At 40.7% G+C, this 17,262-nt stretch carries 16 protein-coding genes and 1 pseudogene; 7 read left to right on the top strand and 10 right to left on the bottom strand.

Annotation, left to right across the window (positions count from 1 at the left end):
* Positions 1-358: 358 nt before the first annotated feature.
* The 4 genes from VGA95_11535 (at position 359) to VGA95_11520 (ending at position 2,242) form a co-directional block, all read left to right on the top strand.
* Positions 359-772: a secondary thiamine-phosphate synthase enzyme YjbQ gene (locus VGA95_11535; protein HEX9667172.1), complete on the top strand. Its 414-nt coding sequence runs from the start codon at positions 359-361 to the stop codon at positions 770-772.
* Positions 769-921, top strand: coding sequence for a hypothetical protein (locus VGA95_11530; protein ID HEX9667171.1), 153 nt, complete (start codon positions 769-771; stop codon positions 919-921). Before VGA95_11535 ends, VGA95_11530 begins: the two co-directional genes overlap by 4 nt.
* 200 nt (positions 922-1,121) lie before the next feature.
* Positions 1,122-1,418, top strand: coding sequence for a GIY-YIG nuclease family protein (locus VGA95_11525; protein ID HEX9667170.1), 297 nt, complete (start codon positions 1,122-1,124; stop codon positions 1,416-1,418).
* A 350-nt stretch (positions 1,419-1,768) separates the two neighbouring features.
* Complete coding sequence (locus VGA95_11520; GenBank protein ID HEX9667169.1) at positions 1,769-2,242, top strand: hypothetical protein; 474 nt, start codon at positions 1,769-1,771, stop codon at positions 2,240-2,242.
* Here VGA95_11520 and hemW read toward each other — a convergent pair.
* The gene (gene hemW / locus VGA95_11515) at positions 2,236-3,396 is read right to left on the bottom strand and encodes a radical SAM family heme chaperone HemW (protein HEX9667168.1); all 1,161 of its coding nucleotides are present in this window, start codon (positions 3,394-3,396) and stop codon (positions 2,236-2,238) included. The two genes, VGA95_11520 and hemW, sit on opposite strands and share 7 nt — an antisense overlap.
* Positions 3,397-3,732: 336 nt before the next feature.
* Here hemW and VGA95_11510 point away from each other — a divergent pair, with 336 nt between their 5' ends.
* From VGA95_11510 to VGA95_11500, 3 genes are all read left to right on the top strand, one after another.
* Entirely contained in the window at positions 3,733-4,956 is a 1,224-nt protein-coding gene (locus VGA95_11510) for a TolC family protein (GenBank protein HEX9667167.1), read from the top strand.
* Positions 4,957-5,762: 806 nt separating this feature from the next.
* Positions 5,763-6,941 (top strand): efflux RND transporter periplasmic adaptor subunit, encoded by a 1,179-nt coding sequence (locus tag VGA95_11505; protein ID HEX9667166.1) that lies wholly within the window; start codon positions 5,763-5,765, stop codon positions 6,939-6,941.
* A 4-nt stretch (positions 6,942-6,945) separates the two neighbouring features.
* On the top strand, positions 6,946-7,674 hold the full coding sequence (locus VGA95_11500; protein HEX9667165.1) for an ABC transporter ATP-binding protein: 729 nt from the start codon (positions 6,946-6,948) through the stop codon (positions 7,672-7,674).
* A 39-nt stretch (positions 7,675-7,713) separates the two neighbouring features.
* Here VGA95_11500 and VGA95_11495 read toward each other — a convergent pair whose 3' ends face one another.
* The 9 genes and pseudogenes from VGA95_11495 to VGA95_11455 form a co-directional block, all read right to left on the bottom strand.
* A complete protein-coding gene (locus VGA95_11495; GenBank protein HEX9667164.1) occupies positions 7,714-9,513 on the bottom strand; it encodes a hypothetical protein in 1,800 nt (599 codons plus the stop codon).
* A 155-nt stretch (positions 9,514-9,668) separates the two neighbouring features.
* Complete coding sequence (locus VGA95_11490; protein HEX9667163.1) at positions 9,669-10,529, bottom strand: tetratricopeptide repeat protein; 861 nt, start codon at positions 10,527-10,529, stop codon at positions 9,669-9,671.
* A gap of 40 nt (positions 10,530-10,569) precedes the next feature.
* Positions 10,570-11,153 (bottom strand): annotated as a pseudogene (locus VGA95_11485) (aldo/keto reductase).
* Positions 11,154-11,185: 32 nt separating this feature from the next.
* A complete protein-coding gene (locus VGA95_11480; protein HEX9667162.1) occupies positions 11,186-11,578 on the bottom strand; it encodes an aldo/keto reductase in 393 nt (130 codons plus the stop codon).
* A gap of 15 nt (positions 11,579-11,593) precedes the next feature.
* On the bottom strand, positions 11,594-11,959 hold the full coding sequence (locus VGA95_11475) for a hypothetical protein (GenBank protein HEX9667161.1): 366 nt from the start codon (positions 11,957-11,959) through the stop codon (positions 11,594-11,596).
* A gap of 44 nt (positions 11,960-12,003) precedes the next feature.
* Positions 12,004-12,327, bottom strand: coding sequence for an alkaline phosphatase family protein (locus VGA95_11470; GenBank protein ID HEX9667160.1), 324 nt, complete (start codon positions 12,325-12,327; stop codon positions 12,004-12,006).
* Between the two features lie 57 nt (positions 12,328-12,384).
* Positions 12,385-14,403, bottom strand: coding sequence for a DCC1-like thiol-disulfide oxidoreductase family protein (locus tag VGA95_11465; GenBank protein ID HEX9667159.1), 2,019 nt, complete (start codon positions 14,401-14,403; stop codon positions 12,385-12,387).
* A gap of 6 nt (positions 14,404-14,409) precedes the next feature.
* Positions 14,410-15,525: a glycosyltransferase family 4 protein gene (locus VGA95_11460; protein HEX9667158.1), complete on the bottom strand. Its 1,116-nt coding sequence runs from the start codon at positions 15,523-15,525 to the stop codon at positions 14,410-14,412.
* Between the two features lie 286 nt (positions 15,526-15,811).
* Positions 15,812-17,262, bottom strand: a 1,451-nt coding sequence (locus VGA95_11455; protein HEX9667157.1) for an alkaline phosphatase family protein, incomplete at its 5' end; no start/stop codon positions are given.

Raw genomic sequence — 17,262 nt, 5'->3', positions numbered from 1 at the left:
CCTGACTTCATGTACAATCCTTGCATCCCTCCTCCTGCTTAAACGAGAATATAAAATCGCTTTCGGTTATGCTTTTAATAAACTCAGACGGGGAGAATAGGGACTAATCCTATTCCTCTCCGTTATAATGCAGTCACGTCTACCTCGCTCGAGGGTTAAAGGCGAGAGGGGTGTTTTTCCAACTCCGCTTTTTTTATGCGAGACTGGAAAGTCCCACCTGTCGTTGCTTCCCTGCTATTCCAGGACCGTTACGGGCCGCATTACCACAACTTGCCTAAAATCACATATCCTATTGATGACATGAATAATGAAGCAAATGTTTAATATTTTAGGCTACTTACAATAGGGAGGAAAACAAATGAAGAGTCATACAGAATATCTATGGTTCAATACAAAGAAAAGGAGGGAGATAATTCACATTACAGATACCGTAAGAGGTATTGTGAAAAAAAGCTCAGTCGACGATGGATTTGTACTTGTCTCGGCCATGCACATAACCGCGGCAATTTACGTCAACGATCTTGAGGACGGTCTATTTGAAGACATATGGGAATGGCTTGAAAAGCTTGCCCCCTATAGGAAGGATTATAAACATCATCAGACAGGAGAGGATAATGGTGATGCACACCTAAAGAATCTTATAGTGCACCATCAGGTAATTGTGCCGATCACAAAAGGCGATCTTGACCTTGGTCCATGGCAGAGAGTATTCTATGCTGAATTTGACGGGCAGAGGAGAAAAAGGGTTGTCGTGAAGGTGTTGGGGGAATGATTATATCGATATTTTCCTTAAAAACAGTTTTGAACGGTGTGAATAGTCTTAAGGGATTTCTCCCTGCAGTCGAAACATGGATTTCTCCCGGAGCCTGTCCTGCGGTAATCGAAGGGCCTGCAGTGAGTATAACGAAGTGGTCGAAATGACGACTTTTTTCTGTCATCGTGATACCCCAGTCTGTCATCTCGAACGAATGTGAGAGATCTTGTGGTTAAGTAGTTAAATACAAAGACAAAGGAAAGATTCCTCATATTCATTCGGAATGACAGAACTGGTGAAAATGACAAGACTCAAATTACAATGGTGGGATTATACTTACCTCTAGGCAGAAAATCGCGTTACCACTATGAAGGAACACATTTACTATGTTTACATTACAACAAACCCGACCAGGAGCACCCTGTACATCGGTGTAACCAACGATATAGGAAAAAGGCTTCAACAGCATTACGAGAATAGAGGAAATCAAGAATCCTTTGCTGGAAGGTACTATTGTTACAATCTCGTTTATTGTGAGGTGCATGAGGACGTTGAGTGTGCTATAGAAAGGGAAAAGGAGATAAAGAAATGGAGGAGGAAGAAAAAGGTAAAGCTGATTGAAGAGCAAAATCCAGACTGGAGGTCTATGAATAACGATATCTAATAGACGTTTTCTTTAGCTTAAAGTGAAAAGAACATTATAGATGACAGCGCATCTCTTGAAAGAAAAGATTTCTCTCTTCGTTCGAAATGACAAGGGGGGCGAAAGGACACCCCCCCCGCTCTCCTCATGTTACCCGCGGTCTGTCATCTCGAACGAATGTGAGAGATCTTGTGGTTAAGTCGGTAAATACAAAGAGAAAGGAAAGATTCCTCATATTCATTCGGAATGACAAAAGGTAGGCGAAATGACAGAATCAGTGATAATATCAAACCATTTCATATAATATTATCTATACGCAATTTAAACAATTCACTTATGATACCTTGATTGACTCTAAAACCATTGGGCAAATGTCGAATCAAAAAACAGATAAAACCATTCCGAGAATTTTCATAGATAAAAATGGCAATTGGTTCCAAGACGGCATTCCAGTCCTCCACAGATGGACATACCTTTACAACAACAGGCTGCTCAGACGTGACGAAGAAGGCAGATACTATCTCGACGAGGGAAGAGGAAAGGTTTACGCTCATGTAGAGGATACTCCATTCGTAGTAAAAATGATAGATAAACGCGAAGATGGCATCTATTTAATCCTGAATGACGAGACTGAGGAAAAACTTGATTTCCGAACCCTGATGTTAAACAAAGAAAACATACCTTACACGAAGGTGAAAGGCGGGACATTTGATGCCAGATTTAATAGACCTGCATATTACGAGATCACCAAATACCTAAAGGAAGAAAGCGGAAAGTATTATTTGGAGCTCGGCGAAAAAAAGTATCATGTAAAATCAAAAAAAATAATTAATATCCCTCAGTAAGCTACAGCCTCAAGTATTTTATAAATTATTGAATTCGAAACCAAAAGCCCCTTTTTATTAAAGCTAACCCTATTATCCGAGAGCTCAATGAATTCATCACTGATTAAATAATCAAGCTCTCTAGACATCAGGCTCACTGAAAATCTATCCTCTATTTTTCCCAGATCGATCCCCTCCCCTAATCTAAGCCCCATTAAAACCCTATCTTTAAGTGCCGTTTGCCTGTCAAGAATCTCCATGAAAGCCACTGGATTGTTGCCTTCAATAACCCTTTTGATATACGCTGAAGGATTTTTTTCGTTACCCCATCTCGCTCCCCACTCAGACTGTAAACATCTATCAAGATGTGAGTGCGCACCAGCGCCAATTCCAATATAATTTTCTCCTCTCCAGTAGAGCATGTTGTGCCTACACTCAAACCCAGGCTTAGCAAAGTTCGATATTTCATACTGGTTGTAGCCTGCGCCCGCAAGTACAATACCAGTTAAAGAGATCATATCGGAGAGCGTTTCCTCATCGGGAAGTATTAATTTCCCCTTCGAGTATAATCCCGCAAACTCTGTATCATCCTCTATAGTGAGGCAATATGCTGACACGTGGGTTGTATTGAATCCAAGCAACTTATCGAGCTCCGACCTCCACTCTTCCGGTGTTTCAAATGAACAACCATACATCAGATCGGCGTTGAAATTTTCAAATCCGGCCTTTATTACATCCGCCAGTATCCTCATGCTGTCTTCGGGTGAATTTATCCTCCCTAAAAATTCCAGCTTTTTCTCAGCGAATGATTGCACACCTAGACTCACCCTGTTTACTCCTGCCTCCTTAAAAGAGAGGAGTTTACCAAGGTCGGCTGTCTTTGGGTTTACTTCAATAGACACCTCAAGTGAATCCGATGGAGATGTGATCCCCAGAATCTTGTTGATGACTCTCCCTATACTCTCAGATGAAAACAAAGAGGGGGTTCCACCGCCAAAGAAGATAGACGTTAGAGGATAGCGGGCGATTGCGTCACTATATATGCCTAATTCCGCGAGTAAAGCTTCGGTATATTCAACCTCTGGAATAAGTTTTCCAACACCGTAAGAGTTAAAGTCGCAGTATGGACATTTCTTTACGCAATACGGAATATGTATATAAATTCCAAAACCCATCTCTGTATTTTAAAGAAAAAGTTGATTGTTGCAACGTTCATCTTTGAAAGTCATATTTTTAAACCTTAATTGCGTCGGAACTTTGAAAACAGTACATATGACCCGCAGAAGCCGACTATTTAGATTTTAAGAGTTCGTTTACTTACTATATAAAGGGATAATTTCATATGGGTGTTCGTGATCCCTAATTAGTTTAGACATTACGAGTGCTAGGTGATATGCAGGAGATTCCCCTTTTTTATTAATAAGAAGATAATTAGAAACTGTCGTTAAATTTAATGAAAGTTGTTATATAATGACAACTGTAACTATTGAAAAGGATAAGGAGGATTTCCGATGATAAGATTATTGACTTTATGCACATTTCTAATACTTGCTGTTGACACGATTGCTGATGACAACGTCTTTACCTTGGAGGAAATTTTGGAAAGAGTATTGATTACAAGCCCGGATTTGGGGGTTCTAGACAAAGATTTAGATATTTCTCAGAGTAAGGTAAAAAAGGCAAAGGCTGAAAAATATCCTCAATTCGACGGTGCGGTAATAACCGGTGGAATCTTCACAGTAATAAGGGCAGATCTTTTCCAGCCGGTCTATACCTTTGGTAAGATAAGCTCAGACGAAAAAAGAGCGGAAAAAGGGGTCGAGGCAACCATTGCAAATATAAGCGAGGCGAGAAACGACACAATAACCCAAGCGAAAACAGCATACTACAATCTGCAGTTAGCATATGCTCTTAATGACTTAGCCATCGAGGGAAGGGACGAAGCTAAGAGGGTTCTTAGTAGTGTGGAAGAGTTAATCAGAGTTGGCTCTCCTAAGGCAACTCAGATGGATAAACTCAACCTAAGAATTTTACTTTCCAATGTCAATAAAGACGCCGTCAGTTCAGAAAAGGAGATAGATATTGCCAGAGCCGAGCTGACGAGGATGCTGGCAATTGAGCAAAAAGACTCCTTTGATATCGATTCACACGATTTAAAACCAGTTGAGTTCAAGCTGGATGAGTTAGGTTATTATAAGGAGAAGACCCAGGCAAACAGGCCAAAACTCAAGGCCTTAAATGCAGGGATTGAATCCAAATTGCATTCTGTAGCAAGAGAGCGGAGCGATTACTATCCCACGATCTTTGTAGGCGGAACCCTGAGGTATAACCAATCTACTATATTCAGAGATACAATAATTGGCGGAGCGGGAATCGGTATAAGGCAGGTGCTCAATTATGGTATTTCTGCAGATTTAAACGAGGCTGAGGCCGAGTATTCAAAATCCCTGAAAGAGAAAGATACTTTCCTCCAAGACATAGATCTTGAAGTGGAAAAGGCATACCTTGATATGAAAGAGAATAACAACAATCTTGAATATGAAAATGAGGGTTTCGGAGAAGCCAAGAAACTACTACAAAATTCGATTTCCAATTATGACCTGGGTATCGGAAGCTTAAACGAATTAATAAACGCATTTGGAACCTATCTCAGAGAAGGAGCACAATATTATCAAACTGTTTTTTTATATAACATTTCAGTCGCGAATCTTGAAAAGGTAACGGGAGATTTATAGAAAATGGATGACACTTTCACTAAACAAACGTGCGGCAGACTACTTTGAACTTTATAATTCCCTGAAGCTTGCTACAGGGGTTTCCGCTGTCATCGCTGTAAGAGCAAGATAGTTCCGGGACAAGGTCTTTAAAGGTTTTTCTTAAATTATCCTATTTTTTTTCTTTCTAACTTCTTTGTCTTGATACTGACACGAGTTCAGCACAGGTACAAAGAAGCAACCCTTCGACCTTGTTCAGGACGAGGCTGTACCCTTGTTGTCATTCCCTAATTCCTTAATAGGGAATCCATGCTTTTACCTCTGGATCCCCGACTACTGATTTCGGGGATGACATAACGACTGAAAAATTCAACTCAACCACATCCCGGTCATCCTGAATTTATTTCAGGATCTAATGGAAACAAGAGATGCTGAAACAAGTTCAGCATGACTATGACACTCATCCTCTTAACGCAATTTTTGGAATGCCGTTGAAATCCTTTTCATTCTGAAAAGGATCAACGAAAATAAATCTATTCGTGAAATTGTAAGATTTTTGTCCACAAAATATCTAACATCTACAGCAATGACATGAGAGACTGATCGTTTGGGTACCGATAACTCGCAGCTTGCTGCAGGGTTATTGATTAAAACTACAAGATCCCCATGTGGCAAAGTTACGAGAATACTCGAGCTAAAGCATGTAAGGGTTAAATAATAAATGGCGTCATGGCGGATATAGTTTTAAAAGTCATATTAACGAGTAAAATAGTTAACATTTAGTTCGATGAAACGCATGCTCGACACTGAGGGATTCCAATAATCAAATGCCGAAACGAGTAATGAATAGAAAATTACTTATCTTAGCGATCGTTATGATTGCCCTAGTAGTAGTCTTCTTTTTAAAAAATAGTCAATTAGTAAGTAGGTCCCCCAGTTATTCCTATAATACCGCGACCATTGATAGTGGAGATATTGCAGCCTACATATCGGCATCGGGCACAGTAAACCCGGTGATCACAGTCGATGTTGTAGCGCACGTTTCAGGGGTGGTGAATCAAATTCACGCAGATTTCAACTCTATTGTAAAACAGGGCGAGATACTCGCTCAGATCGACCCCACTTTGTATGAATTACAGGTTAGACAGGCTGACGCGACCCTGAGCAAGGCACAGGCAGAAGCCGAGAAAAAAAGGAAAATATACGAATTGTATAAAGAACTAATTAATACACCAGATAGAATTTCCAAATACGAGTTAGAAAATTCAAGAATAGAATATACCTCCGCTATGGAGCAACTTAAAATAGCCAAGGCAGAGCTAGAAAAGGCTGAATCCAATTTAAATTCTGCAGCGATTCGTTCCCCGATTGAGGGTGTCATTATCTCGAAGAACATAGGTGTTGGAGAATTCATCGGCCCGAGCCAGAGCCATCCTCTATTTGTCATAGCAAATGATCTAACAAAAATGAAGGTCGAAGCACATGTAAGTGAAGCCGATATCGGAAAGTTAAGAGAAGGACAGGAGGCCGTCTTTGAGGTCGATGCGTATCCTGGCCAACAATTTAAGGGAAGGATTCAACAGATAAGAAATGTATCAATCACAAACAATAATGTTGTGACATATGATGTAGTTATACTTGTCAGCAATAATGATGAGTTGAAACTAAAACCCGGAATGACTGCAGAGGTACAGATTCTTGTAGCAAATCAAAACGATGTGCTGCGAATACCCACGGCTGCGTTAAGATTTATACCTCTTCCATCATCTCCACTTGACCAAGATTCTAACGATCTACAAAACAGTCCCACCGTCTGGATCTTACTTAAGAACGGCCGCCTCAAGGCCATATCCGTAGAAACAGGAATTAGCGATGATATATTCACCCAGATCTTAGGTGGGGACATTGAAAAAGGACAGGAGATTATAATAGGAGTAACGCAGAAAGGTAAGTCAAGCTCCGAAGAACTGGGCCCTATAGTCCTTCCTAAGCCGAAGAGGTTCTAACAATATGGATTATGTTATTTCCTTAGAAGATATTCACAAGGTCTATAATATGGGAGAGGTTGATGTTCACGCATTAAGGGGCGTTTCAATCAACATAAAATCTGGTGAGTTCATATCCATCATAGGTCCTTCAGGCTCGGGAAAAAGCACGTTGATGAACATAATAGGCTGCTTGGATAAGCCAACCAGTGGCAATTATTTCATCGAAGGTCAGAACATAGTGAACCTTGAGAAGGATCGGCTTGCTGAAATAAGGAATGAGAAAATCGGTTTTGTTTTCCAAAGCTTTAACTTGCTTCCTAGGACATCAGCGATTGAAAATGTCGAACTCCCTCTAATATATAATGGCACCCCATCGAATAAGAGGCTAGAACTGGCAAATGAGGCATTGAGTGTGTTGGGTCTTGAGGGTAGAGAAAATCACCTACCATCTCAACTATCAGGCGGCCAACAACAACGAGTTGCAATAGCAAGGGCTATTGTTAACAAGCCAAGCATAATACTGGCTGATGAGCCAACAGGGAATCTCGATACCAAGATGAGCATAGAAATACTGGAAATCTTCAAATCACTGAATGACCAGGGAAAAACTATCATTATGATAACTCACGAAAAAGATATAGCCGACTATGCCAAACGAATAGTAATATTAAGCGACGGTAAAATAGTAAGTGAAAACAAAATAGATGAGAAAAACAAATATGATTTAAACCGACCTGCCCGAATAAATTGATAAGTTACAAAAATGGGTTGGCGATTAGCCAAAGCCAAATTAGAATTCTACTCTGACAAAACCCGACCCTGATAAGGCAAAATCTTCTATTTGATCACCATTAACGTCTCCTAAATCGGCTGTAGTCTCTCCGAAGTTGGATTCAGATGGGTCTCCTTCAATCGTAACATCGGCATCTGATGCACTCACGACTTCTGGAAAGGTGCTACCACCCAAGAAAATAAAATCCGTACCGTTAGTTGTACCAGGCGCCCCTACGCCAAAGTCTGCGTTCGATTGCTCCAACAGGAGGATCGTGGCAGTGGCCCTCTTCCTCGTTGTGACATCGGGCGTTAGAAGATTAAAAACCCCAACAGACTCGCCAAACCTTGATCCTGGTAAACCAACGAATTGAGTTGAGGACATCGGCTCGGTACCATTTTCAAAGGCATCATCTAAATCGTCTCCGCTATAGAAAAATACGGAACCCGTATCGTCAGCAGTTGCTGGAGCTCCTATAACAAGGTCGGTCTTCCCATCACCGTCTTCGTCTATATCACCTCCCCCTGATACTGACAATCCAAATTCGTCTGCGACACTTCCCTGTATGATTAAAACATCCGATATATCAACAGAAAGATCCTTCACACCGGATACACTCTCGAAAAATAAATAGACCTTGCCCGAGCCCGGAGAACTGATTGCATATTCACCGGAGCCCCCGGATTTAATCCCGCTTGCATCCGTGATAGCAGAACCAAACAAATCACCTTGAGATTGCCCAATTATTATTCCTCTCGCATCGCCGGCAGAACTAGCCCCATTCGTTAATCGATTTCCTATAAATCGATAAGTCTTTCCGGTTTGAGAGTCGGCATTGGGAGCGCCGACAAAGAATTCATCACCCCTTCTTCCAACATTTGCAAATCCAACAGTGTTTATACCGAAATTATCGCCCTGGTTTTCCCCTGTAATCAAGAAGTCAGGCTGATCTCCGGCACTGAGATCGATTACGCTCGGAAACTGATTATCGCCAAAAATGATAAAAACCTCTCCGGTATTCCCATCGAATCCGGGTGCCCCTATGCCGATCTCAGCCAACGCAGGTCCAGGACCGCCAAAATTACCAATCCCCGTTACCGACGCACCGAATCCATCATTTGCATTCCCGATAATAGTCACATCGGGAGATGATATGTCTATAGAGAGATCACTACTGCCAAAGAATAAATAGACTATTCCGCTACAAGGATCGCCTATTAGAATATCATTCCTAATTATACCGTCATCGTCATCTTCCTGTGTGTTGGTAAAATTCCCTGCTCCGATTGAGAGACCCTCAGGACATAAAGTATCTGGGCCCTGAAATTTTAATGATTGCAGCTGAGTCGTAACAGTAACTACATTGGATGGCTTTGACTCACTGCCCACTTCGTCGCTTGACTGTATTGAATAAAAATATTGCATCTGGCCAGTGATGTCTAACCTTGGTGCCGAGAAACTCTCCGGAAGTCCTTCGTTCTGTGGTGGAACAAATGTCGGGTTTTGAATGCCGTCATTCAAATTATTAAGTACCGTTTCATCTATAACTTCAGTTGGAACATTATCCAAATTTGGCACACCCAGAATCTCTTCAATCTGCGAATTGTCAAGGTACCTGATAAAATAAAGTGAGGCTTTTCCACTTTTTCCGTCATCACCAGGGGCAGTCCATTCTAAAAGTCTTAACCCGCTATCAACACTGAGATCGGTAATTGTATTGGGCGGCGTATTATCTCCGACGCTGCAGGATACAAATGTTAGTGCGAGAAAAGGTAATATCCCTATTAAAAAACGATTCAAACCTTTGAGTTGTCTCATATCTGATATCCTCTATTCATATAAAATGTAGGAATTCTACCGAAGTAACGGACATAATCCAATAAAGAGATAAAAATTATTACTTTTTTTGATGTAGGTAGGCAAACCTCGCGTGTTTACTAAAATACAACTAGGCGTGTATAGGCTAATTTTAGTTAGTTAATCAATTTCACAAGATCCTTTAGCCTTGAAGAAATAGCAAGCATCGCCTCAGTATCCGGAGCGTCAGGAGACAGATTAAGATAGGTTTCCAGGTCCTGAAGTGCCTGGGAAAAGCATTCCAGCTTATAGTAGAGTAACCCTCTATCTCTTATCTCCGAACAATTATCAGGGGTTAATTCAAGAATCAATTCAACGACTGAAAGAGCCTTTTGATGATTTTTAGAACCGATGTATACCCCCTTTAAATTATTCAACATTCTATTTAGCATTTGCTTCTTAGTGGAAGCAATCAGCATTTTTTCTTGAAATCGGACGCTACCCCCATACATCTTATCAAGAATATCCTGGCAGTTTTTCTCCGATAGTATTCTGCCCTTGTTAAAGGGATCAATTAGTATCTCTTCGCCTGATCCCGAATATTTAACTATAAAGTGTCCTGGAAAGCCTACCCCGTCTAATGCCAGCCTCACCCTTCCCGCAATTTCTATGTACAGGGTAGAAAGTGTAATTGGAATTCCTGTTTTTCTATCCATAACATCATTTAAGAAACTATTTCTAGGGTCATAATAGTCATCTTCATTACCTTGGAATCCCTGTTCGACAAACAAATAGTGATTGATTAAATCTATCAGCGAAAAAGGGTCCTTATTTTCACCTCCTAATCGAGACTCAATTTCGGCTGCCATTTGAGCTACTTTACTCAAGTATTCATCGACAATTAGGTTTGGATACTCGACGCACTTTGCTAAAAGTAGCGTAGTCTTGGCAAGATTAATTCTCTCTTCTCGTTGACCCAATTCTACTTCGAAAATTTTCTGCGCCTCTGAATGGTTTGCCATTTTTTTAAAAGCCAAAAACTCATCCGAACTTAAATAATACTTTAATGCTCCTATTTCAAACTTCAATTCTTTCCGTCTTGTAAGACGATTTCTGAGCTAACAAAGCAATCTTTTCTAGTTCTTCTTTTGTTAAGGTTGGAGACTCCAAAGCTTTGATATTATCCTCTAAATGTCTTACGGTACTTGTCCCGGGAATTACCACAGAAACCTGCGGATGATGCAAGACAAACTGACTAGCTGCCTGAGGAAGTGTTTGATTCCCATTTACTAGAAAAGCAAACTCTTCCGCCTTGCTTCTTCCTAATTGCAATTGCCTGTTATCGATAAGCGGCCCGGTTTGGACAGTCATTCTTTTTGTAAGTAAACCTCGTGCTAAGGGAACACGAGCAATAATAGCAATTTTTTTTGCTGATCCAAAGGAAGAAGTTCTTTAACCGCCTCCTGCTCTAAGAGATTAAGTACTACTTGGAGAGGTAAAACCTTTGAATATTTTAAACATATACAAGCATCGCTTACTGTTTCAGCCGACACCCCATAGAAGCGAATCTTTCCCTGATTTTTGAGACAATCCAGAGTTTCAAACACTTCACCTCGCTCTAGCATCCATGTTGGAGGATTGTGAAGCTGATATAAATCTATATGGTCTGTCTGTAACCGCCTTAAGCTTTTATTTATAGCTTTTTTATGTAAGCAGAAGAAAAATCTTGCCTTGGTCTTGATAATCTCTTAAGAGCACCTTTCCGAGGTTGGATAATGTAGCGAATAGGCTCAAGAACTGGGAGTAAGACCTTACCAATTCGGCCAAGCGATGAAGACAATGTTCCAACTTTACTTGCAATTATTACTTGGCTTCGCCGGTCTTTAAGAGTACGTCCAATTAGTTCTTCACTACGGCCGTATCCATAACCGTCAGCGGTATCATAAAAGTTTATTCCCAGCTCATATGCCCGATTCAGTACAAGAATTGACTTCCTGTCATCATTCGCACGTTTTCCAATACTTGAACATCCTAAACCTATCTCCGAAACCTGTAAACCGGTGCTACCGAAAGAGCGGTAATTCATACATTGATTTTCCCCCTAATTTTTGTTAACCCTAGGCTCTAGATAACGTGGCGGGTTACTAACTTTAAATTCATCTTCGATGATATCTAATAGAACCTTACCACCCGTATTTCCTGGAACAGGTTGTCCCATAAGATAGAGCACAGTAGGAGCTATGTCCATTTGATCTCCTTCTTCAATATATTTTCCCGATTTAATATGTTTTCCATGCGCTATAATAAAGCCTTCAGGTTTATCCTCCCCGGACCTTCTTTCAGGATTATGGCCCATAACCGTACCTATAACTGGGGAATAAAGTGCTCTAATAGGAGCATCTCCAGTCCACTTGACTATCAGGTCTGGTAGTTCCCATAGAAGTTTTCCCTGGTAAAGCTTATCCACTCTTACTACCTCGCTTACTGCCTTTTCCCCAGTATCTGGATTTTCTAAATTTTCGAGCCCATTGATAAGCTCATTACATAAAGATTCATATTCTTTGCCTCGATATTAACGGCATATTTTTTATGAATTCGGTAGGTTCCGGACTTTAGCTGCCTATAGAAAAACCTTCCATGCTCAGCAGGGGAAATACTAGCAAAAAACGTTGGCCAGACAGGTCCAGTCGAGATTTCAGCCGGCGAGGCTAATCTCCCCCAAGAGCCCTGAGTCATAAGTGCAGTCATGGTTGGAAGGTACCCTTCTTTAGACCAATTCTCGACTAGGTCAGGGTCAGCAGCATCTAACCCAATCACTATAACACGGTTTTTCACCTTAGCTTACCCCCTTAATTAAGACTAAATAAATAATCATCGATTAGGTATTTACTTTTAGTCTTGCTTCAATTTCAACTCAAATAGCAACTCTCGTCGGGCATGATTTTGTCCTTGCCGTTCAGGAGGGTTTGGAAAAAGTACAGCCCTGTAAAATCCGACGGTATTTGCTTGCCTCAGTCTAGGGTCTTTCTGCGACCAGATCTGCCAAAGAGCCTTTAGACGGACGCGCAAAAGCTCTTGGTCATCTGTCGAAAGAATATGCTGAATCAAACCCAATCTCCTGGTCCAGTAAATTTCTCTATTTAATAAATATCCGTCGAGTGAAATGGATCCATCAGTAGAACCGGTCAAAGAAATAGAGAGAGATTCTATTTTCGATTCAGGACCCATTATACGCTCGAATGTCGGATAACAAGCAAAAGGCCAGGATGAAACTATATGGCCTAGACCAAATAAGCCATTCACAAAAATTAAGAAGCCTCCTACGGTTACAACCGCCGCTGAACTTCGCTGAGGAGATCTGAATTCCGCTGTCTTTAAAGATTGCGCCCTAACAACAACTGATTTTCGCGAATGATCTGGATGATGACATAGCCGGTTACCGATCCTTGTTAGAGGCCAAATATATAAGAATGGGATTATTGGCCAGAAAACTGGAACGCGTTTTGCAATTTCTTGAAACACTTGGATCCCAGGCAAGCTCCTCGAACCGACACCTGCGTACATGTTTGTCTTAATAGCTGAATAATCCAATAAATGCCAGTCATTATTTTCGGTTTCCTCTTCGCCGAGGACATTTACATAACTTACACGACCGAAAACATCAAAAACTCTGAAATATGCAATGTTTCTACGGCAACTCTTGCAGTTTCCGTCGTAAAAGAGGTACATTTCATCCTTGTAAATCCAACGGCCAATTCGGTGAAAAATCGCATTCCAATCAAAAAAAGAAACATAGCATGATTGAAGCCACCAGAATGGTATACGCATAAACACATTGGTTAAGTTGTGCAGTAAGAGTCCTCCGACAACAGCCAATAAACGTATTCGCGGAAAGAAAATGATGAAGATAAATGTTAATTCAAAAACAATTGTTCCAAGTGCCGCTAGTTTATACAAAAAAGGATACTGATCTATTCTGAAAAAAGGTGTCCAATCGCCGAATTCAAACCATGTTTTATAAAGTCTAAATTTTAAGTTGTCACTAAAAGCCCAATCCGGGCCCGCCCATACAAATTTCCAAAATCCGGGGAAAAAATATATAACACCCATTAAAAGCCATACGAACCGAAGGGGCAAAGCATAAGCCTGAGAAGGACCGGGAGGATCAGTTATCCCCTGATCGGCTCTCTTTCTCGCAGCAAGAATTGCATCAATTGAAAACGCATCTCCGCACCGGCTAGCCGCGAGGATTGCAAGGAACCATATGAGATGGTGGTAATGTCTTACCTTACCAAAGAATTGAGGGATGCCAAGCACGTAGAAACCAAAAATCACGGCCAACAGCGCTGAAGTGCGCGTAAAGAGACCTATCATTCCAGTAAAACAGAAAAAAAGAAACAAAAGACTCGACACCCTGGCCCATGTTTCGTTGAGGGGTATGTAATTAAATAACCATTCGAGCCCGGTCGGGGCAAATAACAATTCTTTAGGGAACTCACTAAACCAGATTACATCTGACACATCAGCCGTATTGATTACAGTGAGAAACAATACTATACGAAAAACTGCAAGGTTTACCGGATGTGTCTTCTCGGTAAAGAAACTTTTAACTATCCGACGCGTCCGTGAGTTGAGAAGACTTGCCACTAATATCAGCGATAACGCGTTGATAATTATGACTATTCTAGTTAAAGCTGACTCGACCTGAACGTAGGGTAAATCATATTTCTTACCCTCTACTATTAATCTGTTGATAAGTTCAATTGATTCCCCTCCGGATGCCCACTCGATGAGCCGAGATCCAAAGAATAAGAAGAGTAAAGATCCCGAAAACGCAATAAAGAGGATTACTATCGAAACAATAGTTAGTTTCCTGCTCGCTTTAATCCAATCCTGTTTAAGTATCGACATACAATTCTAAGCATGAATTCGTATAGCACTATCTATTACTTCTGTTACTTTTCGACATCTTTCTTCGTAGCTAAACTCTTTTGCCTTTTGGCTGATTAAAAATCCCAACCGTTCCCTTTTAATTTTATCGTAAATCAAGTTGACCAATTTATTCGCCAAATCATTATCATTTTCGGGCTCAAAAAATACCGCTTCATCTTCTTTAAGTATCTCACGCGTCGAAGGCAAGTCCGAAGCAACGATTGGCAGTCCTGCAGCCATATACTCAAATAGTTTTAGCGGTGAGGTGTAACGGCTACCCATGGTAGTCATTATATTCGGAATAACGCCAATATCGGAAGTCCTAAGGTATTTAACTACTTCAATTTGTGAAACATAACCAATCAAAAGAATTTTTTCTTCAGATATATCTAAACTTCTTATTAATTCTCTCTTATTAATGAGATCTTCTTTACTCCCCCCAACTAGAATTAATTTACAATTTTCTGCCTTTCTTAAAACTCTTGCAAAGGCTTTAATCAACACATCAACACCTTTCCACATCTCCCACGAACCAGAATAGGTTATAGCAACATCATCATTCGAGATATGATTTTCTTTTCTAAAGCCGTCCACATCAAATTCAATGACAAATTTATCAACCTTCACGCCATTTGGAATAACCTCTATCTTGTTCTTTTCAACCCCGAGTTCAATCAAATCCTGCTTTACTCCATCTGATATTGCGATTAACTTGTCCGGTAGTTTTACGCATTCAATCTCCAGTCTAAGATCATTAACTTTATCCGAGGAATAGTAATAAATTTTATGAGGCTCATAAATTAATTTTTTCTTCGGTCGCAGGAATCTAGGGAGCCAGGACAAAAATACTAAAAATGAATAGTCTCGTGTATAAACTAAGTCGTATTTGGAAAAATATAAATAAAAGAGTATTTGGAAAAAGAAAATAACCCTGTTTGCAAAGTCCAAATACTTTTGCTCAAGTGGGCCAAATGCCACAACCCTGGTAATACGAAATCTTTTCTCTATATAAAAAAAACTCAGCCTCTCATTTAAAGTCCTCTGGAAGAGAAACGGGTGAAAAAAATTAACCTCGTGTAATTTTGATAAAGCCTCGCACATCTGCAAGGTTTGAACTACATTAGCCCAAGTATTACGTACGTCAGTCAGATATATATAAAAAATCTTCAAGCTAATACCACGCTATTAATTAATCGTCGATTATCATAACTGGTGCAAAGAGATCATAAACACAAAGTAACATAAGATTCGTCGATTTCTTTATAAACGAACACAGAACTCGCTATTTACTCATTGATAGTTTCCAAATAGAATCGGGCATGGCAAAGGAGAGAATATGAGTACCTGGACATCAGGAGTAACTTATAGAGCTGGTAACTTTAAAATCCTAATAAATTATATCCGTTAGGACCTTACCATCCATATCCTGTGGTATCGGGCAACCCATTAGATCGAGAATTGTCGGAGCGATGTCCATAATATGGCCTCCTTCAAAGGTTTTTGAGGAATTGATTTGCCTTCCTGCAGCTATGAGTATGCCCTCAGCTTTGTGAGCCCCCATTCGCTTATCGGGAATGTCACCTGTAACCGTTCCTATACGAGGCAAAAAGAGGGCTTTTATCGGTGCATCCCTTTTCCATACTACAAGAAGGTCTGGAAGGTCCCATAGATTTTCTCCCTGAAATAGCTTGTCTACTCTTAGGACTTCACTTACCGCCTTCCTGCCAGTAGCAGGATTCACCAAGGAATTAAGCTCTTTTATGAGTTCATCACATAATTTATCATATTCTTCTCCTTGTTCTACTATACCATTTGGCTCTCGACCTTTTAGATTTATTCTGATTGCTCCAGAGAAGTCATTCGGCACGCAAAAGGCCCTGCTCCATCGCCATTCATTACCAAGTGTTAATAAGCGACGCGCCATGTTTGCCCACAATTTTTCAGGAACGATCCGTTTGGCAACCGCGATTACCTCAGCGGGAATAAAGCCCTCCAATTTTTTCAGTGTATAGGGTCCCCACCTCTTGTGAGGCATTAATAGACTTATTTTCTCGAGGGCAACGGAAATCCGTCTAAACCGGTGCCCATCCTTTGAGTTCTTTCCCATTATACCTAACCTTTTTAGAACCTCAGGCAATAGATGAATTCCACTATAATTATTTTCAATACCCGCAGGAGAAAAAATTAAGAAGGTTGCATCCGGAAATGCTTCAATGAGTTTAGAGACGTTGGAATCAATCGATGCGTAAATATTACGAATTACGTCTTTTAGACCCATAGCTGTCTCATGATTGTGGGCCGAATGTTTAACATCCAATAGATGCCAAAGCAAATGCCCGGCCCAATGCGGTTCCGAGTACATCATCAAAAAAAAGTCCCAAGGCCCCCGCTCCAATAGATAAGATGTAATTAAACCTTTTCTCTCTATGCCTAAGATTAATTTTTCGTACAAGTCCTCGTATTCGCTGATGTTCTCACGTTTAGTCTGATACCATCTCCAGAGAGGATGAGTCCCAATACGTGATATAACGTCTCCAATAAGTTCAGGTGGCCAGGATGACAACTTCCAGTGGGGCGATTCAACCCCCCAGCCAGTTATCTGGAACCCATTAAGTCCTTCGATCGGATAGGTTTGGGGGATGTCACAAATTGCAACCGTTTTCCCAGCCTGACTCAACCAAAGCCAGAAAGGTTTTCTCTTAATCTGGTCAGCGTCTCTTTTATAGATTCTATACGTACCACTCTTTAGCTGCATATGACCAAAATAGCAACCGTGCTTTGCTGGTGAAGTCCCTGTAAAAAAAGTGGGCCACAATGAACCGCTAGATATGTCCGCTG

The organism is Thermodesulfobacteriota bacterium, from assembly GCA_036397855.1.
GTDB lineage: Bacteria > Desulfobacterota_D > UBA1144 > Nemesobacterales > CSP1-2 > DASWID01.
This window is presented reverse-complemented; position numbering and strand designations above follow the sequence as displayed.